At 60.0% G+C, this 21,402-nt stretch carries 17 protein-coding genes and 1 pseudogene; 9 read left to right on the forward strand and 9 right to left on the reverse strand.

The genetic code is table 11. From position 1 onward, the window contains the following. Positions 1 to 65: 65 nt before the first annotated feature. Together mnxG and VSQ83_RS13290 are read right to left on the reverse strand one after the other, a co-directional pair. Positions 66 to 5,882: a manganese-oxidizing multicopper oxidase MnxG gene (mnxG, locus tag VSQ83_RS13285; RefSeq protein WP_219261731.1), complete on the reverse strand. Its 5,817-nt coding sequence runs from the start codon at positions 5,880 to 5,882 to the stop codon at positions 66 to 68. Between the two features lie 201 nt (positions 5,883 to 6,083). Next, a complete protein-coding gene (locus VSQ83_RS13290; protein ID WP_133079428.1) occupies positions 6,084 to 6,701 on the reverse strand; it encodes a lytic transglycosylase domain-containing protein in 618 nt (205 codons plus the stop codon). Between the two features lie 193 nt (positions 6,702 to 6,894). On the opposite strand from VSQ83_RS13290, the gene gspG reads away from it, so the two are divergent. The 5 genes from gspG to VSQ83_RS13315 all read left to right on the forward strand — a co-directional run bounded on the left by gspG (position 6,895) and on the right by VSQ83_RS13315 (position 11,116). Beyond that, positions 6,895 to 7,329 (forward strand): type II secretion system major pseudopilin GspG, encoded by a 435-nt coding sequence (gspG, locus tag VSQ83_RS13295; RefSeq protein ID WP_133079427.1) that lies wholly within the window; start codon positions 6,895 to 6,897, stop codon positions 7,327 to 7,329. Between the two features lie 14 nt (positions 7,330 to 7,343). After that, complete coding sequence (locus tag VSQ83_RS13300) at positions 7,344 to 8,531, forward strand: type II secretion system F family protein (RefSeq protein WP_326426981.1); 1,188 nt, start codon at positions 7,344 to 7,346, stop codon at positions 8,529 to 8,531. Positions 8,532 to 9,368: 837 nt separating this feature from the next. Beyond that, on the forward strand, positions 9,369 to 10,001 hold the full coding sequence (locus VSQ83_RS13305) for a hypothetical protein (RefSeq protein ID WP_326426982.1): 633 nt from the start codon (positions 9,369 to 9,371) through the stop codon (positions 9,999 to 10,001). Between the two features lie 21 nt (positions 10,002 to 10,022). Beyond that, entirely contained in the window at positions 10,023 to 10,631 is a 609-nt protein-coding gene (locus tag VSQ83_RS13310) for a helix-turn-helix transcriptional regulator (protein WP_326426983.1), read from the forward strand. A 296-nt stretch (positions 10,632 to 10,927) separates the two neighbouring features. Next, entirely contained in the window at positions 10,928 to 11,116 is a 189-nt protein-coding gene (locus VSQ83_RS13315) for a hypothetical protein (RefSeq protein WP_326426984.1), read from the forward strand. A gap of 126 nt (positions 11,117 to 11,242) precedes the next feature. Here the strand turns inward: VSQ83_RS13315 and VSQ83_RS13320 are convergent, their stop codons facing one another. Both VSQ83_RS13320 and VSQ83_RS13325 read right to left on the reverse strand, forming a co-directional pair. After that, a complete protein-coding gene (locus tag VSQ83_RS13320; RefSeq protein WP_219262780.1) occupies positions 11,243 to 11,725 on the reverse strand; it encodes a GNAT family N-acetyltransferase in 483 nt (160 codons plus the stop codon). A gap of 93 nt (positions 11,726 to 11,818) precedes the next feature. Continuing rightward, positions 11,819 to 12,223, reverse strand: a pseudogene (locus VSQ83_RS13325) (GNAT family N-acetyltransferase); the annotation flags it as partial. 183 nt (positions 12,224 to 12,406) lie between these two features. Here VSQ83_RS13325 and VSQ83_RS13330 point away from each other — a divergent pair. From VSQ83_RS13330 to VSQ83_RS13340, 3 genes are read left to right on the forward strand one after another with little or no spacing between them, the layout of a single operon-like run. Further along, positions 12,407 to 13,825, forward strand: coding sequence for an FAD-binding oxidoreductase (locus VSQ83_RS13330; protein WP_219262770.1), 1,419 nt, complete (start codon positions 12,407 to 12,409; stop codon positions 13,823 to 13,825). A gap of 54 nt (positions 13,826 to 13,879) precedes the next feature. After that, positions 13,880 to 14,824, forward strand: coding sequence for a LysR family transcriptional regulator (locus tag VSQ83_RS13335; RefSeq protein WP_219262769.1), 945 nt, complete (start codon positions 13,880 to 13,882; stop codon positions 14,822 to 14,824). Between the two features lie 49 nt (positions 14,825 to 14,873). Next, positions 14,874 to 16,202 carry an MFS transporter gene (locus VSQ83_RS13340; RefSeq protein ID WP_326426985.1) on the forward strand — a complete coding sequence of 443 codons (1,329 nt, stop codon included), beginning with the start codon at positions 14,874 to 14,876 and terminating at the stop codon, positions 16,200 to 16,202. Positions 16,203 to 16,261: 59 nt separating this feature from the next. On the opposite strand, the gene VSQ83_RS13345 is transcribed toward VSQ83_RS13340, so the two are convergent. Further along, entirely contained in the window at positions 16,262 to 16,636 is a 375-nt protein-coding gene (locus VSQ83_RS13345; protein WP_326426986.1) for a tautomerase family protein, read from the reverse strand. 106 nt (positions 16,637 to 16,742) lie between these two features. Between VSQ83_RS13345 and VSQ83_RS13350 the strand changes: the two genes are divergently transcribed. Next, the gene (locus tag VSQ83_RS13350) at positions 16,743 to 17,612 is read left to right on the forward strand and encodes a LysR substrate-binding domain-containing protein (protein ID WP_326426987.1); all 870 of its coding nucleotides are present in this window, start codon (positions 16,743 to 16,745) and stop codon (positions 17,610 to 17,612) included. A gap of 36 nt (positions 17,613 to 17,648) precedes the next feature. On the opposite strand, the gene VSQ83_RS13355 is transcribed toward VSQ83_RS13350, so the two are convergent. From VSQ83_RS13355 to VSQ83_RS13370, 4 genes are all read right to left on the reverse strand, one after another. Continuing rightward, positions 17,649 to 18,170 carry a DUF2867 domain-containing protein gene (locus VSQ83_RS13355; protein ID WP_219262766.1) on the reverse strand — a complete coding sequence of 174 codons (522 nt, stop codon included), beginning with the start codon at positions 18,168 to 18,170 and terminating at the stop codon, positions 17,649 to 17,651. Positions 18,171 to 18,201: 31 nt separating this feature from the next. Continuing rightward, a complete protein-coding gene (locus tag VSQ83_RS13360) occupies positions 18,202 to 18,597 on the reverse strand; it encodes a GFA family protein (protein WP_219262765.1) in 396 nt (131 codons plus the stop codon). A 504-nt stretch (positions 18,598 to 19,101) separates the two neighbouring features. After that, positions 19,102 to 20,175 carry a collagen-like triple helix repeat-containing protein gene (locus tag VSQ83_RS13365; RefSeq protein WP_326426988.1) on the reverse strand — a complete coding sequence of 358 codons (1,074 nt, stop codon included), beginning with the start codon at positions 20,173 to 20,175 and terminating at the stop codon, positions 19,102 to 19,104. A gap of 341 nt (positions 20,176 to 20,516) precedes the next feature. Then, positions 20,517 to 21,362 carry an SDR family NAD(P)-dependent oxidoreductase gene (locus VSQ83_RS13370; protein WP_219262763.1) on the reverse strand — a complete coding sequence of 282 codons (846 nt, stop codon included), beginning with the start codon at positions 21,360 to 21,362 and terminating at the stop codon, positions 20,517 to 20,519. Between the last annotated feature and the right edge of the window lie 40 nt (positions 21,363 to 21,402).

The raw sequence follows: 21,402 nt of genomic DNA on the forward strand, positions 1-21,402 counted from the left end.
CTGCATGCCGCCCCCCCTGAACAGCAGGAGCGGGCTTGCTCGCTCCTGCTGATACGCACGGCCCGTCAAGGCGTCGGCGCAGGTTCCAGCTCATTGGATACCCGTAACAATCCCCACAACCCGGCGGTGTTGCCGTAGGCGGCGTAATCCCGGAAGAGGTAGTCCCCCGGTATTGCATTGATGCCCCCGGCACTTGGGTGCATGAAGCTGAAGTGCGCCGCCGGAAGGACGCTTTCATGGGCGCCGATGTACATCGACATCGGGTTAAGGCCAAACCGTACCGAGCCCACGCCAGGCGTACCCATCGGATAGCCACCGGTGTCGCTTTTTTCCGACTGGAACGGGTTGACTGACCACACGTGTCCGTCCAGCTGGAACGTGCTGCCACGACTGCCGCCGGTAGGCATCAGGATGTGGGTGCGGAACGGTTGCCCCGGTTTCACATAGAGCACAGGGGTTTGCGGATCGCCTCCCACCAGGGCGTTGCTGTACGCCATGTGCGCATTGGGCACGTCAGCGTAGCCACCGCCCTCTGCGTGGCCGAACGGTGCATCGGGGGCCAGCCCGAAGCGGTACCACAGCGGTTCGGCCTTGTAGTTGATCGCCATGCTGGAGTTGTCCTGCGGATCCGTAGGTACCCCCAGGCCTTCAGCCGCAATACCTTCCACTGGCCGGCCACCCGCCCAGCGGATATTCAGGGCTTTTTGCCAGACCATCGCAAAGTCGCGATAAACAGCCTGGCCCGGCGCAGTCACGCTGGCATTGACCTTGCGGATATCGTCAACCCAGGTGGCCCCCACCGGCAGGATACTCATGGCACCCCCCAGGCCTTTCTGCGGCTGCTTGATCACATCCGACGGGGTGAAATTCAGCCCGCCAAACTCCACGGCCGTGGCGTTGATGTTGTCGACACTGCGCCCCAGTTGCGTGATCGGCTTGCCTTCGCGCTCCAGGTGACCGGCGTAGTACTGATAGGTGCGGCTCGGGTAGGCACCGCTGTTGCCAGCCCTGGGAGCCACGGTCTGCACCGGGTTCGCACCCACGTTGGCGCCATCGGACTTGGTGATGTCATACGCCAGCAGTTGGGCATGCAGGCCAACATGGCTGGACGGACGCATCAGGTTGTTGCTGAAGGTGCTCGAGCCGTCACTGCCATTTCGATCACGCTTGACCACACCCTGCATCACGGCGGTCTGGGTCAGGTCGGGCATGACACTCGGCAGACGGTTTTCCAGTGTGATGTTGATGCAGTCCCCGGCCGTTGCGCGCAACACCAGCGGCTCGACGGGAACGCCGGGTTTGAGCTTGCCGCTGACCGGGTCCAGGTCGGCCTTGCGTACATAGAGGATGGCGGTCGGGTCATGCAGCGGGCCGCTCTGGCCGCCGATGGTCATGGTTACCCCGTCCTCGGGATCGGTCACAGTGACACGGGGGATACTCACCGGCCGCGAGTTGTACACCAGGGTCCCGCCAGCGGGTTTCAACGGCCCGCCCACATGCTGGCCAATGCCTGCCGGATCGCCGAGGGTCAGCCCCAACGGATTGCCGAGGATGTCGTTGGCCAGTGCGGCGACGACTTCATAGTTGCGCTGCACAGTGGGACGGGTACCGATGCCATTGGGGTTGGCGCTGATTCTTGGGCACGAGCCGTCGAAGGCCACGGTGTTGCGCATACCGGCCGGTTTCGGGTTGTTCGGCAGCGCAAACAGGTCGGTACGCTGGGCGGTGTAGTTGCGCATCACACCCCAGATCCCGCTCCAGTAACCTTCGATCGAAGCGTCCATCGAGTACAGGTAATCCCCGGTGGTCGCCGCCGAACTGGACAACATCGAGATCGGTGCGATAAAGCCCATCTGCTCGGAAATCCCGATCATCTGCGAAGCGCGCCATCCGGAGTTGGAACTGCTGCCGAAGCCCGAGCCGCTTTGCAGCCACTTCACGCCGTGCAGCGTCACGTTGTGCTCTTCTTCATGACCACCGGCATGTACCCGCAGCCGCACATTGTCACCCGTATAGGTACGCAACATCGGTGTGAACGGGTCGCCCGGTTCGGCGCCACCCCGGTTGATGTGCGGCGGAAACAGGGTGGTGCCGCCGGTTGGTCCGGTGGCGGACGTGATCAGGTTGGGCGCCAGGTTCATGGCCGGAATCGCCCGGTCGGTGCGGCTTTGCAGGGCATACGAGAGGTCGCCGCCCAGGCCGTCCGCCTGCATGCCACGCTTGCCGTCGGGGCCGACCTTGTTCGGGTCGTAAACCCGCAACGCCAGCGGTTCATTGCGATAATTGATCACGAACATGCCAGGGTCATCCACGGAGATGGCCTGTGGGCATGGACGAGTTGGGCAACCCGCGACCCGTCCACCCTGCACTTCGACAATGCCTTCGAGCAAGCTGCTGGCATTACTGCGCACCGGCGGGTTGATGGCGTAGCGGAAGCTGTCCGCTGTGGCCGGAAACGCCTGGGGATTGGGCACGCCATTGGGCCCTGCGCCCACATACACACCGGCTTCATAGGCGTGCTGGAAATCGCTGTATTCGAGGAAGAACTCACGGAAGCTGTCGTTCTTGCCATCGCCGTCCAGGTCACCGGTGGACACCACGGCTTGCCACGAGGTCGGCCCGCCGTCCTGACGCGCGCCGCTGTAGAGGGGCTCGCCGGTTTCGGCGTGGAACCAGGTGGAACCGGCCGGTTCGGCCAGCACGGTGGCGTACAGGCCAATCTGTTGATGGGTCGACGGGCCTAGATGGTCGTGGGTAAAGATGGTGCCCAGACCACGGTCGATGCCTTTGATATTGACCACAGGGTCGACAAACCAGCGTTGCATCGCGGTGCGCGCACCCACCCAGTCAGCCCGGCCGAACTGGCCGAAGTACGGGTGATTTTTGGCTTTCGGACAGGCTGGGGTGCCATCACGCACATCGGCCCCAGTGCACTGGTTGAACGTGCGGATGGCATGGATGCGTTCCTGCACGGCGCCGGGTGAAAGCACACCGTCTTCGTAGTTCCAGCCGTTGGCCGAGCCGTCTGCGGCAGTCAGGTCCCATTTAGGCAGGTGGATGTGTTGGCCAATGACGTCGGTGGGGGTCCGGACCTGATAATCGTCCATCTCATAGGTGGCCGGCACCAGGTTGGTCTGCTGGTACTGCACGCAGTCAAAGGTGTTCATGCGCATCACCAGAGGTTCTGGCGGACGCTGCTTGGTGATCACCGGCCAGGCGTCTTCCCACAAGGCCAGAATGCGCGCTTGCGGAAAATGGTAGCCAACCTTGTTGTACACCGCGTCGAACTGAATATTGGCTGCCTTGTAGATCCGTGGACGATCCGCAGTAAAGGTCGAAGAGCCGGTGAACGACATGCCGTCCATGCGCTCGCCGCTATTGAACTCGCCGGTCCCGGCGGCGCTGGTCAGGCGTTTTTGCCGATCATCCATGCACGGTTCGTAATACGGCGCGCCTGCAATGGGCAACGCGCCGTTGGTGCGGAAGTTGCGCGCGACGACTTGCTTGCCGGGCAACAGGGCAAAGCTGGGGTGGTCTTTTTTCGCGTGGAAGGCCATGGCGGCCTGTTCGACCTCGGTGCCCTCCTCAGGCATGTAGATCGGCTTGGCCCGTGTCACTTCCTTGGAAAAATCCAGCGAGGTCGTCACGGTGTGGGCCTTGCCTCCGGCAGAGAAGCCGGCCAGGGAGTGTCGTCCCAGGCCGCCGTCCCAGCCGCCCGACTGAGCCGGGTCGAGGTTGGCCCACAACGCCTTGCCGCTGTTCTTCAGTGTCTGGGCCTTGCCCGCGTCGAGCATGTCCAGTGGCGGGGTCGGTGGGCGTTGGCCGACCGAGCTTTCCATGCCGCCGATCCAGAACGGATAGCCGGGGTTTTTCAGGCTGCCGTCAGCATTGCGGTTGGCTTCACTGCGATCCACCAGGGCCAGAGAACCAATGGCCTGGGCGCCGCCACTGCGATGCACGCCGTCGTCATCATCGTCATCGTCCCCGGCAGCGACCAGGGTCTCGCTGATTCTGGGTACCACAGCCACTTTGCCTGGCATCGGCGCCATGGCCTTGCCGGGCAACGGCACCACGGCAGGAATCGGGGTACCCGCCACGATCTCTCCATCGGGCAATGCACGGGCACCGGCTGCGGGTTTGCCGCTGCGCAAGGCAAAAGGCTTGGTGTGATAACCGTCGCTGCCCTGTTGTGACACATCCAGCCGGGTGCCTTCTTCGAACACATCGTGCACCCGCCACATGGCCCACATGCCCTGGGCAAAGTGCGGGTAGAAATGGCAGTGATAGATTGCATCACCGGCAACACGGTTGCGGTTGCCCGAGCCACCGTTGGCAATTTCGTAGGTGTAACCGGCGCCCGGGCCAATCCCCTGGGCGTCTACATAGTCGGAGTTGTCATCGTTGGGGTTGAACAGCCATTGATGGCCATGCAAGTGGAAGATGTGTTGCTCATGCCCGTTGTGGGTATTGCGAAACTTGACGAAGTCACCGATGTAGCTGTGGTTGACGTTGGACGGCTCGGAGGGGTACAGCGCCATGCTCGCCTTGACCCCGACTTGCTCGGCACGGGGCACTTCGCCGGGACGGATGTTCTCCAGCCCGACGTTGGCCGGTACGTCCACCAGCATCGCCACGTCGCCGACGGTGTGCGAGCTCAGGAAAAACTCTTCGTACGCGCAAGACAGGCAGTCGTGCATCGGCCCGACCCCGAGCCGGTTGGCGACCACTTCGGCCCCCATGCCGCCAGAGCCATAGTTGATCATGAACGAGTCCCGGGTTGGCTCAAGTACGTGGGCCATGACCGGGTCTGCCCAATATGCCGGAAAGGCTTGGGTGACAGCGGTTTCGTCCTGGAACTGCGAGGCAAAGTCACGGAAGGGTTCGAGACGGTTGGGCAACGCCGGATTGCGTTTGCCAATGGACTCCAGGGGATAGGTCGCAGGCGGGAAACTGCCGTCGGCATTGCTGCCCATCACGATCGCATCGCTTTCGCTGGAGATGATTTCATTGCCATCGACCATGTTGATGATCGGCGTACCCGCCTTGCCTTCACGGATCCAGGGTTCGCGCTGCGGGTAGCGGGCCTGGTAATCGACAATCGGCTGGCCAGTCGGCGTGCGCCCGCTGGAGGCCAGGCGCATTTCTTCTTCCGTCACGGTATTGCGATAGTTGCGACCGCCCTTGGGCATCACCACCACTTCACCGAACAGACCGTTGGCCACGTTGCCTGCATCCCCTTCACCACCGAATGTGGCGCCACGGCTGCTGGCGGCGAATGCTCCTTCGCGCTCGGCATACAGCGTGTAGGTGCGGGTCGCTCCGGGGGCAACCAGGGTATTGGCGTTGCGTCCGGTGTAGGAGGAAATATCGTCGATACTGTTGACCGCTTGCAGGCCGTTGACCTGGAACCCCACATGGCGGTCAGCGACTTGTTCGTCAACCTTGAAGTTGTTGTTGCCGGCTTCGACTTCAACTTCGCCTTCTACCTCGCCCTCGTCCCCGTCTTCCGGGCTGCCGGGGTTGGCCTGGTAAGCCAGCAGGTTCTGCAAGTTGATGGTCAGGCAGTCACCGGCGGCAACCCGCAACACCAGCGGACGCGGGCGCTTGTCGGGTCGCAGCGAGACCTTGCCCGGAACTGCCGCCCCGCCCATGTTCAGTGGCTGGTCATGGTCATCAACCACATCACGGCGCAGGGCGAACATCATGCCGTTGACGTTCTGCGCACCCAGGCGGTTGAACATCAGCGGCTGGTCCAGTGCGACGATATTGGCGACCAGATTGCGTTCACAACGTGCTGCCGCCTGGGCCGTTTCAATGCCGATCAGCGGCGTGACCAGTAACAGCAGGTTTAACAAGTGATGAGCGTGGGGAATGCCGTTCATGATCACTGATCTCACTGTTAGTGCTCAAGGAGTGATGTTCGCTAAACCTGATACTGCATAGGCCATGCCATAAAAATTTGTATTAACTTTCAATTGCTTACGCTTTGAATCCGAGAATTCGGGGGAAATCCCCCACTCTTTCCCCACTTTCTGCAGTGCCTGGTCGACCCAACAATCGGGGACACAGCCCCGACACCGGGCTCACAGCGGCGAGTCCGCAGGCAGACCCTGCAAACGCCGGTACTGGCGCAGGACGCTGGGCACATAACGCTGGGTTTCGGCAAACGGAGGAATCACTCCACCACGACTGAGCACGGCTTGCGGCCCGGCGTTGTAGGCCGCTACGGCCAGGGCAATATCGTTGCCGAACAGGGTCATCATGCGTTTGAGGTACTTGGCCCCGCCCTGAATATTGGACTGGGGGTCGTAGACGTCCGTGACCCCCATCTCCCGGGCTGTATCGGGCATCAACTGCATCAACCCGCCCGCACCTTTGGGTGATGTTGCCCTGGGGTCGTAGTTGGACTCGTGCTGAATTACTGCGGACAACAGCGCAGCCGGTAACTCATTGGCAGCCGCTGCCGCCAGCACCATCTCGGCATAGGGTTGTGCGGCAATCATCTGCGGCTGTTGATCAATGCCGGTCTGGGCCTGGACCTCTGCCGACTCGCGAATCACACGTTCATAATGCCGCCCGGGGCGGTGAACGTTGGACAGCACGTAGCTGCCATTGGCATCCCGGGATACAAACACATCGGCGTGTACGACAGCGCTCATCAGCAATGCGCCAAGCAGTGTCGTGGTCATTGTCCTGGTCATTTCTACCTCCCCCGACCGGCCCCTGGAAATGGGGGTAATGCCCCAATGGGTGATCGCGAGGTAGCCCTATGCAAGCACCGCGCCGTAACGCACAAGGGCCGGTATACGGGGGTTACAGCCAGGTCGGGAGGTCTGAGCATGGCAATTGCATAAGCCTTGCTGGCGACTGTGCTGCCCACTGAGTGAGGTCATCATGAATCAGCGTATGTGTCATGCACCGCGAACCCAGCACGGGTTCACCCTGCTCGAATTGTTGGTGGTACTGGTGGTCCTCGGGCTATTGGCGGGCATCGTCGCGCCGAAGTATTTCGCCCAGCTGGGCCGTTCCGAAGTGAAAGTGGCCAAGGCGCAAATCGAGGGCCTGGGCAAGGCTCTGGATTTGTACCGGCTGGAAGTCGGCCATTACCCTTCCACTGAACAAGGCTTGCAGGCACTGGTCACAGCGCCCAGCGATGAAACCCGCTGGACAGGCCCGTACCTGCAGAAAAAGCTGCCCCAGGACCCGTGGGGGCGCAACTACACCTACCGCTACCCCGGTGAAAACGGTGAGTACGACCTGCTGTCCCTGGGCAAGGACGGACAACCCGGTGGAGAAGGCGAAAACGCCGAAATCACCAGCTGGCAATGACGGGAGTCGCAACCATGCGCTTTCATCTCAAGGCAGTGGGCAAAACCGGTGTGGTCTCGATGACCGTCGAAGCTCAGGGCGAGAGCGAAGCCCGGCGCATGGTCGAGGATCAGGGCATGCGCGTGGTCAGCCTGCAGGCCGAGCGCCGCTGGCGGGCGTGGCATCTGCATCAGCGCGAGACCTTCAACCTGGTGTTGTTCAGCCAGGAGTTGACCACCTTGCTCAACGCCGGTCTGCCGTTGATCGATGCGCTGGAAAGCCTGGCCGAAAAGGAAAACGCCCCCCAGGCCCGTAAAACCTTGAGTGAGCTGGTTCGCCTGCTGTACGAGGGCAAATCCTTCTCACAGGCATTAGCCCAATTGTCGGCGGTGTTCCCTCCGCTGTACGTTGCCCTGGTGCAATCGAGCGAGAAAACCGGGGCCGTGGGTGAGGCGCTGGGGCGGTATGTCAGCTACCGGCAGCGCATGGACGAGGTTCGGCAGAAGATCATCAGTGCATCGATCTACCCTCTCCTCCTGCTGGTGGTGGGCAGTGGCGTGGTGCTGTTCTTGATGGGTTACGTGGTGCCCCGCTTCAGCCTAGTGTTCGAAGGCCTGGGCGAGAATTTGCCGTGGTTGTCGCAGGTGCTGATGAATGGCGGGATGTTCCTGCACGCCCATCAGGGCGAGTTTTTCGGTGCCGTGGTGGCAATCATCGTTGCCATCTCCTTCCTCCAGCGCCGACCGGCCTTTCGTCGGGCGGTTGGCCGATTGATCGAAAAAGTGCCGGCGGTCCATCAGCGCATCGTCATGTACGAACTGGCGCGATTTTATCGCTCCCTGGGCATTTTGCTGCAAGGCGGCATTCCGCTGGTGACGGCCATGGGAATGGTCCGTGGTCTGCTGACGGTGGCGTCCAGCCAGCGCCTGGATCAGGCCTGCGAACGGGTGCGCGAAGGTCAGTCGCTGTCGGCGGCGCTGGAGCTCAACCACTTGGTGACGCCAGTCTCCCTGCGCCTGCTGAGGGCGGGTGAACAGTCCGGTAATCTGGGGCAGATGATGGAGCGCAGCGCCGACTTCTATGACGAAGAAGTCGGTCGCTGGATCGAATGGTTCGTACGCCTGTTCGAGCCCCTGCTGATGACCTTCATCGGCCTGCTGATCGGGGTCATCGTGATCTTGATGTACATCCCGATTTTCGAACTGGCCTCCAGCATTCATTGATCATCAAACGCCTGCCCCACTCCGTAGCAGTTGACGAGCTATGCGAGGCTGGGTTCGGCTGCGCAGCAGTCGTAAAGTCGGCTTCCACGGTTAATCTGGCATACCGCGTGTACCGGATTTGCGACCGCTACGTCGCAGTGGCGCACCATCTCGATCGCAGCCTCGTTCTACTCGTCAGCGACTACACGCGGGATGGGTGAAGAATCTGTAGTCGCTGACGAGCCGTGCGAGGCTGCGATCGGCTGCGCAGCAGTCGTAAAGTCGGCTTCCACGGTTAATCTGGTACCGCGTGTACCGGTTTTGCGACCGCTACGTCGCAGTGGCGCACCATCTCGATCGCAGCCTCGTACTACTCGTCAGCGACTACACGCGGGATGGGTGAAGAATCTGTAGTCGCTGACGAGCCGTGCGAGGCTGCGATCGGCTGCGAAGCAGTCGTAAAGTCGGCTTCCACGGTTAATCAGGTGTACCGCGTGTACCGGTTTTGCGACCGCTTCGCGCTCGATCGCAGCCTCGTTCTACTCGTCAGCGACTACACGCGAGATGGGTGAAGAATCTGTAGTCGCTGACGAGCCGTGCGAGGCTGCGATCGGCTGCGATCGGCTGCGAAGCAGTCGTAAAGTCGGCTTCCACGGTTAATCTGGCATACCGCGTGTACCGGATTTGCGACCGCTACGTCGCAGTGGCGCACCATCTCGATCGCAGCCTCGTTCTACTCGTCAGCGGCGACATGAGTTCCCCGCGACCACCGATCGGAATCGCACTGCAAATCCAATAAAAACATATTTTGATGCTTAAATTAATATTGTTGGATTATTCGACTCAGAGGGTCCTGCCATGAACATCAAGACTGCGATAGTGCTCCTGCTTTCCCTGCTTGCCCAACCGGCCTGGAGTCAGGCCAGCAACCCGCCCCAGGCCAGCGCCACCAGTGCAACGGCGCTCACTACCCAAATGGCCCTTCGCGACCTGTGGGTGGAGCATATTTTCTGGATCAGAAATTATGCGATAGCCAATCAGGACGGCAATGCGGCACAAGCCGCCATAGCCCAAAACGAGGTCGTCAGTAATGCCAAGGCCATCGCCAACAGCATTGCCCCACTTTATGGGCAACCGGCGGCCGACCAGTTGCTCACACTCCTCGCCGGGCATTGGGGGGCGGTAAAACACTACAGTGATGCACGGGCCGCCAACGACAAAGCCGGTCAACAGGCCGCAATCGCTGAGTTGTCTGCGAATGCCAAGTCGTTGGCCGCCTTTCTGGCCAAGGCCAATCCCTATTTACCCGAGCCCACGCTGCAAGCCATGCTGAGTGCCCACGGCGCTCACCATGTGACACAGATCGAACAGCTGGCCGCCAAGGATTACAAGGGTGAGGCCCAGACCTGGGGCATGATGCGTACACACATCCTTGCCCTTGCCGATGCCTTGACGGCGGGCTTGATCAAACAATTCCCCGATAAATTTTGACTGCAAGCAGGAGCCGGACAGATGCTGGAAGGAATGGGGCGAACCCAACAGGACTTGTTGAAGGCATTGCTGTACTCACCTACGGGAATGAGCATTGATGAGCTTGCCCACAGTCTGGGGGTGACACGCACTGCGATTCGCCAGCATCTTGCTGCGCTGGAGCGCGACGGTCTGGTCATGCGGGGCGCCACCAGGCCCACCGGGCGGCGCCCCGAACAGCTCCACCAATTGACCGACCACGCAAAGGAGCTGTTCCCGCGCCAATACCCGCTGCTGGCCAACTTGCTGATCGATCAGGTCGCAGGTCTGCTCGGAGAGCAGGCGCTGTCCCAGTTGATGCAGGGCCTGGGCCGCAAGCTGGCCAGCGATCTTGAACCTGAAGTTGTCGATGAAGCGCGCATCGTTCAGTACATGAACCACTCGGGATACGAAGCGCAGGTGTTCTTCAGATCATCGGGCGAACCGGAGATTGTGGCCCACAACTGCATTTTTCATCAGTTGGCCAAAGCCCATCCCGTGGTGTGCGAACTGGACCTGGCATTGATCGGTGCCCTGGGCGGTGGCAAGGCAGAGCATCTTGAATGCATGGTGCGTGGCGGGCAGGTCTGCCGCTTTAACGTGGTCAGGTAAACCGGATTGCAATCGGCAACTTTGTGGGTTATCAGAACCGACCTGCGTACTTGACGCCAAACTTTAAACGGCCACTCCAAGACACTCCATCACAGCACTGTCGAGTCAGAGTCGCATTGGCAAAATAGAATGGTTATCGGTAGCAAGGGTTACTCATCGGATCCCGTAAGTGCTTACTTGATCTACTTACAAAGCAGCGCTATTCCTTACAACTGCCAACATAAAAAATAAAAAACAGGAATACCGTGATGCCTAGATTCGTGGTTGTCCCCGCCGTGCCCAAGGAGACGGGATCAATGCGCATTGGATCGCGCTTTTATTGCACCACCGGCCCGATAGGTTTCAACATTTATGACTGTGAGGCCCTGTGCAGGCTGCCCGAGAGCTATCCAACCCGAGGAGACGCTGAAGACGCCTGTAAACAGCTCAACAGTGTGAGCCTGCAAAACATGATTGATGAAAGCGTTTACGCTCACTCGCCCTGACAATGGTTTGCACATGGGCATGACGTAAAACAGCATAAGTTGCTGACGAACTGTTCAATTAAAAACTTCAATTCAAATGAATACTTTAATTAAATCCAAGTATTCATTTGACTGAAGCAAGTGCGGTTATTTGCGCACCGCGCACGTCATGGTCTGGACTTTTATATGGGGGTGGCTTTCTAAAGTTTCCCACTCATTCATAAAGATGAAACCGTGTTTCAGGTAGAAGCTGGAGGCCCTTGCGTTGTCCGCAGATACGTCCAGATAAATGAACTCATGCCCGTCCTGCAACGCCTGGCGTTTGACAGCGCCCACCAGTTGAGCGGCTGCGCCAGAACCGCGAAAGTCAGGTGCGACCCACATTGCGATCACGTTGTAACGGTGGCCCTGGATCACGGCCCCGATCATGCCAACCGGCTTGCCGTCCTTGATGGCCAACCAGAATTTCGTCCCGACTTCTGACGAAGCGCGCTCTTGCCACTGGGCATCGGTGTCATTGGCCGCCGTTTCATGGCTCACTCCAAACGCTGTGGGTGCGTCCAAAAGTGCTGCAAGGCGTACGTGCTTCAAAAGCATCCAGTCCCTGGTATGCGTCAAGCGAATGACCATGTCCTTTCCTGCTACGGGTTCACAAAGCCCAAGCCGATACTCGCTCAATGACTTTTCAAAACACACATCACCCTCAGGCAGTTTCTCCACCACCTGCCAGCCCAGGCTTCGATAGAAGCCGCTGGCACGACTGTTTTCAGCGGTTTCAAGCCATATGGTGCGGTGGTGCTGGAACAGGAATTCCTCGGCCCTGGCCATCAGGCGGCTACCTAATCCGCGCCCCTCGAACCCAGGCCGGACAAACGCGGCAAACACGCAGCCATCTTCAGCGTCAGCCATGGAAAACCCGACAGGCACACCCTCAACCTCTGCCACCCACACACACGGCGAAGCCTGGATAGCCTCTCGGATGGCTTGGGGCGTAATGCCCATTTCGCTCAACTGATCATGGGAGAGGTGGTTCTCCGTGACACTGGTTCGAATATCAAAGATGGCGCTGATGTCTGCCTGATTGGCGATTCTGACTGTCGTTTCCATGAACGGCTCCTTGTCTATCATCCGCCAGAGGGTATCTGCCCGGGCGGGCACAGCACAACAAGCGGTAAATCAGCCATATCCAAAAGAGATGGCACCATCTGAAATCAGCACTACAAGTGTGTACCAAAGGCTGCCTAAGATAAGTCATGACTCCTTACAAATGCCGCCAGCTTCACGCGGCGCACAAAAACCGGAGAGTGCTTGATGTCCCTTCCTGCTGCCTGCGAACACCCGCCCCTGCCCGAAATGTTGCGCGATCAATTAAGCGACTTGCTCGGCACACGATTCTCCACTTCGGCCAGCGTGCGCGAGCATCATGGCAGCGATATTTCCGCACTCGACCCCATGCCGCCGGATGCCGTGGCCTACGCCAACAGCCTGGAAGATATCGTCAACATCAGCGCCGCGTGCTATCGCCACGATGTGCCGATGATCGCCTATGGCAGCGGCACCTCTCTGGAAGGCTGGTTGCAGGCGTCCCACGGCGGCGTGAGCATTGATGTGTCAGGCATGAACCGGATTATTGATATCCGGGTCGACGATATGGACGCCACCGTACAGCCGGGCGTGACGCGCAAGCAGTTGAATGCCGCGCTGCATGGCACCGGGTTGTTCTTCCCGATCGATCCCGGCGCCGACGCGTCCCTGGGCGGCATGGCAGCCACGCGTGCCTCCGGAACCAACGCCGTACGCTACGGCACCATGCGTGAAAACGTGCTGGCCATGACTGCAGTGCTGGCCGATGGTCGAGTGATCAATACCGGTGGACGTGCGCGCAAGTCTTCTTCGGGATACGACTTGACCCATTTGCTGGTGGGCTCGGGCGGTACGCTGGCGACCATCGCCGAGCTGACGGTCAAGCTGCACCCGATTCCTGAAGCCATTTCGGCCGCCGTGTGCCGTTTTCCGAGTGTCGATCTGGCCGTACGCGCGGTCATTCAGACCATCCAGCTGGGCGTGCCAATCGCCCGCATCGAATTGCTCGACGCCTTGACGATGCGAGCGCTCAACGCCTACAGCAGCACGCAACTGCGCGAAGCGCCCTCCCTGTTCTTTGAACTGCATGGTTCTGAAGCGGGCGTGAAGGAGCAGATCGAGACGGTGCGCATGGTCGCCGACGAGCACCAGGGGCTGGACTTTGAATGGGCGGTCCATCCCGAAGATCGCAGCCGCTTGTGGCAGGCACGGCATGACGCCTATTTCGCCTCCCTGGCCCTTCGTCCCGGTTGCCGCTCCCTGACCACCGATGCGGTGGTGCCGATTTCACGACTGGCCGAATGCATTGAGGCCACTGCCGAGGACCTTGCCGAGAATGGTTTTCTCGCCCCGATTTTCGGCCACGTGGGCGATGGCAACTTCCACGCGCTGATTCTGGTCGACCCCCTGAACCCGGACGAAGTCGAGCGCGCCGAAGCGGTGGCCCATCGACTGGCCGAGCGGGCGATTGCCATGCAAGGCAGTTGCACCGGCGAGCACGGCATAGGGCTGACCAAGCAACACTTTATGGCAGTCGAACACGGAGCCAACGCCGTGAGCGTCATGCAGGCGATCAAGGCAGCACTGGACCCCAAGCAACTGATGAACCCCGGGAAGATTTTCCCTCGCGGGCACTCGACAGGCTGACGCGCTGTACCATCATCGGCCCCCGTACATTCGAGCCCTGCAGGAAGCGCCTCAATGGAAATCCGCCAGATCAAATACTTTGTCGCCGTCATCGATTGCGGCAGCTTGTCCAGGGCCGCACGCCAGGTGCATGTGGCGCAATCGGCGTTGAGCAAGCAGATGTCCGCGCTGGAGGATGATCTGGGGGTGCAGTTGTTCCATCGCAGCCACAACGGCGTCGTCGCAAGCGAAGCCGGCAAGGTCTTTTACGAATATGCCCAGGGCATGCTCAAACATTTGACCGACGCCCGTGCTGCCGTCAGCAGCAGTCAGGATCAAGTCAGCGGATCGATTACAGTGGCATTGCCACAAAGTGTCGCAACCATTCTGGCCATGCCGCTGATGCGCGCCGTGGCGGCCCGTTACCCACAAGTGGCGTTCCATCTCAACGAAGAGCTGACCGGGAACGTCATGGACCAACTGCTCCACGGTCGGGTTGACCTGGCCCTGTTTACCTCCCTTGATTTGCCCCCGCAGGTGCTGTTCAGCGCGTTGATCGAAGAAGATTTTTACCTGATACACCGGGCCAATGCGCCTGACGCACCACCCGCCGGGGAGGTCTCTCTGGAGCAGGCACTGGCCCGCCCCCTGGTGTTTCCCAGCCAGGCCCACGGTCACTGCACCCGCACCGTGGTCGAACACGCGGTAAAACAGCGCGGGTTGGCAGCGGGACAAATCGCAATGGAGGTCAATTCCGTACACATCCTCAAAAGTGCAGTCGAGGCCGGTATTGGCCACACCATCATGCCGCTGAACCTGGCCATGCGAGAGATCGGGGACGGCCGCCTGGTCGCCCACCGGATTGCCGCTCAAGGGGTGTCCCGGATCCTGGGCATCTGCAGCTGTGCCTCAATGCCCGCCAGCCATCTTAAAACCCTGATCAGCGAGCTGATCCGCGAAATCGTGGGGGGCATGTGCCAGAACGGTGACTGGCCAGGAGGTCGTGCACTCGATCCGTAAGCCATGCCATTTCAACATCGCCCCTACAACAACAAGAAAGAGGCTCGAGATGAACACCTTATCGCCGCTCCCCGGTGACATGCCGGACCACGCACTGCATTCGGCCTACCGTAAAACCGCGTGGCGGGTCATTCCGTTGCTGATGGTCTGTTACCTGGTCGCTTATCTGGACCGGGTCAATGTCGGCTTCGCCAAGTTGCAGATGCTCGATGACTTGAAGTTCAGCGAAGCGGTCTACGGGTTGGGGGCCGGGGTGTTCTTCGTCGGTTACCTGATGTTCGAGATCCCCAGCAATATCGCGCTGCACAAATTCGGCGCCCGGCGCTGGATTGCCCGGATCATGATGACCTGGGGCCTGCTGTCGGCAGCCATGATGTTCGTCGAAACGCCCATGAGCTTCTACCTGCTGCGTTTTCTGATTGGCATCGCTGAAGCCGGTTTCTTTCCCGGGATCATTTTCTACCTCACCACCTGGTTCCCGAGCCATCGTCGCGGGGTGATGATTTCACTGTTCATCGCCGCCTTGCCGATCTCCAGCATGCTCGGCTCGCTGATTTCCGGTTTGATCATGCAAACACTCGATGGCGTGGTAGGTTACGCCGGCTGGCAATGGCTGTTCGTGATTGAAGGATTGCCGGCAGTGGCATTGGGTGGCGCGGTGTTCTTCCTGCTGCGCGACCGCATTGCAGATGCCCACTGGCTCAGCAGCGAGGAAAAACGCGGCATGCAGGCCGCGCTGGATCGCGAAGCCAAGGCAAAAGCCCACCATTCAGTGCGCGATGGCTTGCTGAACCCGAAAATCTGGTTGCTGGGGGCGGTCTACTTTTGCCTGGTGCTGGGGCAATACGTGATCAGCTTCTGGATGCCGACCATCATCCGCAACAACGGTGTAGCCGAGCCCTGGGCAATCGGCGTGCTCAGCGCCATTCCCTACTCCGTCGCGGCCGTGAGCATGGTGCTGGTCGGGCGCAGCAGCGACCGCTTTCGCGAGTATCGCTGGCACCTCGCGATCTGCGCGTTCATCGGCGCTGGCGGCGTGGTGTTCGGCACCCTGTTCGGGGCCAGCCTGTGGTTGTCGATGATCGGCCTGACTGTCGGCACCGCGGCGATGATCAGCAGTCTGCCGGTGTTCTGGGGCATGCCCACCGCCGTGGTGGGGGGCGCAGCGGCGGCGGCCGGGATCGCACTGATTAACTCGCTGGGCAATGTCGCCGGTTTTTTCAGCACGATCGTGGTGGGCTGGTTGACCCAGCTAACCGGCAACACCCAGGCGGCCATGTATTTCATGGCCGGCGCCCTGGTGATCGGCGGGCTGCTGGGATTGAGCGTGGCACGTGCGCGCAATGAGCCGATTGTGCAGATGAAAACAGTGCCTTGAGCAGGCTCTGAGGCGGGGGCGATGCCATCGCGAGCAAGCCCGCCCCACCTCAGCATTGTTCAGTTGCCCCGCCCGCCCCCGAATGACCAGGCCTCGGCCTCTGTGGTGGTCACGATCACCATGACATCCTCAGGGTCCAGGCCTGTGGCACGGTTCAGTTTGGTGACCAGGTCTTGATAAAAGCGCTGCTTGGTCAGTGTCGAACGCGGGCGCCCTGCCGTTATGGCGATCAAGACAAAGTCATGACTGCGCGGCCCGCCGAGGTAGCCCGGATCGAAAATCAGCTCGCCTGCTTCATGCTGGTCAATGACCTGGAACCGGTCAGCCAGCGGCACTTCGAAACTCTGGACCAACGCATCGTGCAGCCCCTGTGAAAGGGCCTGCAAATACTCGGCAGACTTGCCCCGGTGCAACGAGATACGTGCAAACGGCATGACGCATTGCTCCTGTGAAGTGTTGACCGGAGAAATCTATCAAGTCGCAACCATTGGGAATATCAGATTAAATGACGCCCATCGTTCCAAAATTGTGGATGATCAAATGCGACGCCCTGTCTTCGACCTCGATGTACTGCGCACCTTCGTGACCGGCGTGGAGCTCAACAGTTTTGCCAAGGCGGCAGGCCGCCTGGGCCGTTCGACCTCTGCCGTGAGCGCACAACTCAAGAAACTTGAAGAGCAGATCGGCACGCCCGTCCTGCTCAAATCCGGCCGGGGCCTGGCACTGACGCCAATGGGCGAATCCTTGCTGACTCATGCCCGTCGGCTACTGGAACTCAACGACAGCATTTTCCAGACGCTAAATGAACACCAGACGCCAGAAACTGTGCGCCTCGGGCTTCAGGAAGACTTTGGCGAGCACTTTCTAAGCGACATTTTGCGCCGGTTCGCCATGAGCTATCCCCTGGTAAACCTGGAAGTCAGGATCGCGCGCAATGCCCAGCTGCTGGCCCTGATGGACAGCGACGGGCTTGACCTGGCACTGGCCTGGGACACCGGGCAGCCATCCGCCTGTGCTACGCGCCTGGGTGAAGCGCAAATGCACTGGATCGGGTCCCGGGACACACCGGCCCGCTACATGCCTGGCGACGCGCCACTGCCCTTGATCCTGTTCGACGCCCCATGCGTCATGCGCAGCGCGGCGATCAAGGCGCTGGATGAAGCAAAAATTGCCTGGCGGATTGCACTGACCAGCCCTGGCGTGGGGGGGATCTGGGCGGCCGTTGCAGCCGGACTGGGAGTGACCCTGCGCACCCGCATCGGGTTGCCGAGTCATCTCGCGATTATTCGCGGGTTACCCGCGGTTCCGACCCTGGGGTATGTGCTGCATGCTGTGAACGAGCACCTCACGCCTGCCGCCAGGCTGCTGGCCGAACTGATAGAAACAAGCCTGCAAGAACAAATGAGTTGATCCCCGGCTGAATGCAGCCTGTTGGCGCACCGGTGTTCAAACCCTCTGTGCGAGTTTGCGTTTCACTTGCCTGAGGTAGCTGTTGACGATGAGCTTGTGCGCCGGGCCCACCGGCAACATGTAGAGACGGCCATAGGCGTTGTGGGTCACGACCGAGGATGTAACCACCAGCACATGATCGGTGGTTATCGAGAGGCAAATCATCACATCCAGATGCCGGTCACGTTCGGTCAGCACCAGCATCCGGGGAGCACTGTGCTCCACCAGAAAAAAATCCAGATGGTCGCCCTCTTGCACGGCCTCTCGCCGGGTGCCGGAGAAACCACCGATGCGCTTCACGCCAAACAGGGAGGAAATGGCATCCCGGGTCCGGAAAGCCAGGCGCATGGGCAGCCCCTGTTCGGCCGTCATGAGGTTCCAGGCTTCAAGCGCCGTGATGGGTGCAGGTAGCTGGACCGATCTGCTGTCGTGGTAATCAAGTTCAGACACTTCTCGAAGCGTGCGAACAGGTGATGTGAAAGCCAAAGCCTGCCTCCTGGATACTGAATGAAATTCCATTTTTCAAACGCCTGGGCACATCAAAACAACCTCAGCGCCCCGGCTGCCATTGCGGGTGCATCGCAAGATGCTCATGGTTGAGCCATGGAGCATCATGATCAACCCAAATGTGATATTGCACACGCACACCCGGGTCCTCGTCCAGCGTCGCGACACGAACAATCACAGCCGGTGCTGCGGTTCGCTCTGCCACAAGGTGAGAGCCGCACAGCGAGCAAAAGCGACGCAATTTCCCGGGGGAAGACTCGTAACTGCTCAGGTGTTCCTGCCCCTTCGTCCAGCGAAAGTGCTCACGCAAAACACCCGCCGTGGTCACGAATGCTGCGGCATGGGTTTTGCGGCACGAGTGACAATGGCAGTGGCTCACCGGCATGTCGATACTGTCAATTTCATACCCGACGGCCCCGCAGGCACAGCTTCCTTTCATTGCATTTTTCCTTGTTGATGAGGGAGATACGGTGACCTTCAATAACCTAAAGCAGACGTGTCTCGGCCACAACCCCAACGCGCGGGCCCGTCTGAAGGCGCCAGCGGTCTATTCTCGCGTTGCACGCGTTCGATCAGGCTCATGCGCTTTACACACTGGGCATCCGGGAAACGGAGTCTGACGTGAACTCGGGATTGTGACATTTGCCACGTGTGGCTATGCCGTTATCAAGGATCTGATCGGGGGAGCAGGAACTGGTCCGGGAGAGGATACCGCTTCAACACATGAACGCAGGTAATGGCGGCACAGCCGTGGTGTCAGGTTCACACCTGCATGCCGGGACCGCCATCGTCACCGCGCTTATTCCCGACGTTCCGGCCGCGGGATGCCTGGCGTTGCACTCAGGCACATTGCACGGTAGATCACCCAATCGCACCTCAGGGCCCACGCGAGCGAAGCCATGGCGCTGTCGTCTCGCGAAGACTTCCTGGAGAGGGACAATGCCTAGTTTTTCTTGCCCAGGTTGCCCAGACCGCCGAGCAGGCCGCCAAGACCACCCAAGCCACCGGTGGTAGTGCCCGCACCCGTAGTGCCGGTGTTTACCTGACCACCTGTCGAGGCCGTTGCCCCGCCCAGACCGCCCAGGCCACCAAGCAAGCCACCATTGCCGCCCAGACCCAGCAAGCCACCCAGGCCGCCCGTGTTTGTACCGGTGCCTGCACCTGCTGGCGGATTGACATAACCGCCGGATTTATCCAGCACGCCGCCCACACCACCCAGCACACCCCCGACCAGGTTTGTTACCGGGTTATTGCCTGTATCCGCCACTTTGTCACCGAGCCCCCCTACCACACCGCCAACCTGTTTCAGCAAACCGTCCACTGGTTTGCCCAAACCTGTTGTTGTACCCACCTTGCCCGTTACGTTCTCGACCAGTGAAATCACGGGCACTACGACTTTGTCATTCAGGCCCCCGGTCGCCTTGCCCAATTGACCGCTGGTGACGTTGGTCGTCAGCGTATTGCCGAGCATGGTGACGGTGGTGCCGACCTTGTTCACCAGACCACCCGTGGTGTCGGTGACTTTGCCCACAACGCCCCCCACGAGCGGAATCTGGCTGATCGGTGTGTTATCGACCAAACCGCTGACACCAGTGCCCAGTGACGAAACACCCTTGCCGACGTCGCTGACCCCGTTGGTGACACCGGCAACGGTGATACCCAGCGAGTTTTTATCAGTGCCCAGGGAACCCAGGCCATTGGTCACGCCGTCGGTAATGGACGACACGGCGTCACCGGTGTGAACCACCAGCCCACCGGCTGCGCCGACCACTGGAACTTTGGTCAGGGTAGTGCCCACATCACTGACCAGTACACCGACACCGCCCAGTCCGGTACCCACTTCATTGGCGACCTGACCTGTCACCAACGGCGTAGTCGTGGTGGTGACAGGAGGCGTAGTGTTTGTCGTACTGATGGTGGTCTTGGAGCCACCTCCACCGCTGCTGCAACCCGCCAGGCCGGCGGTCATCACCAAAAATAAAGCGGTGCTCGTTTTCAACCTTGGTTGAGTGTTCATCATCAACTCCCTTGAACTTGCTGTGCTTAAGTTCGAAGGCCCCCTGTTCTGATATCAAGGGACATTCCATCCGTAAGGACATAACAACTCCATAGGCTTCAACACACAATTCACAACTTGGTATTAACACTCTATATAGCACCGCCGCGATCCAACTTAAGGACTAATACTCAAGTTGCAATAACCGCTTATAACGCCACGAACATCAACCTGCACAAGGGTTTTATCCGTGCCCTGCTCCCTGCCCATACTTAAGTTATAGGCACAATTAACAGTCCTTCTGTTCACTTGAAACATGGGTCTGCAAGTCGGATGCTCCTCAATGATCGCGGGCAAGCACCTCAGCACTCCTTGATCTGGTCCCACAACCGGGCAACCTGCTCGGCGCTTGAGGCCTTGACCCGCGCCAGGTCGAGGGGATAGTCGACTCCCGGGTTCTCGACAAATCGCGTCGCGCTGAACTGGCCATTGCTGGCCCGCAGAATGTAGCCCGTGTCCTGGCACAACGGCGAAGCCAGAAACATCACGCCGGGAGTGACCCATTCAGGTTTCAGGTTGTCCGGCTCGCCACTCACGCCCCACAGGCGGGTTTTGGCCACCGGCGATACGGCGTTGACCAGAATGCCATCGGCCGCACCTTCCATGCTCAGTGCATTCATGATCCCAAGCTGGGCCATCTTGCCCGCGGCATAGGCCGTCAGCCCCGGCTGCGCATACTGCTGATACATGGCGCGGTCCGAAGACGTCAGCACCACCCGTGCAGCTGCAGAGTGCCTGAGGTATTTCCAGGCATGCTTGCAGAGCCAGATCGGGCTGTAGATGTTTATATCCAGCGCCCGCTGAATAAACGCCGGTTGCGTTTCTTCGATCGACTGATAACCAACCCAGCCCGCGTTGTGGATCACAATATCCAGTTGCCCGAACCCATTGATGGCTGTCTCGATCAATTGCCGACACCCCTGCTCGCCAGCCAGGTCGCCATGATGGCCGATCACGCTGAATCCCTCGGCTGCAAGTGTTCGGGCGGCATCGAGGGCAACGGCGGCATCCGTGCCTGCACCCGTCTTGTCTGCGCCACTGTCACTGATCACGACATTGGCACCCAACCTTGCCAACTCACGTGCATAACTCAAACCCAGCCCACGGCCAGCACCCGTTACAACGGCGGTTTTTCCGGAAAAGTTCATGGGTAGTTCCTTGTGATAATCACCTCACCTTATCAATCGG

This window comes from Pseudomonas sp. DSV-1 (assembly GCF_035830915.1).
Lineage (GTDB): Bacteria > Pseudomonadota > Gammaproteobacteria > Pseudomonadales > Pseudomonadaceae > Aquipseudomonas.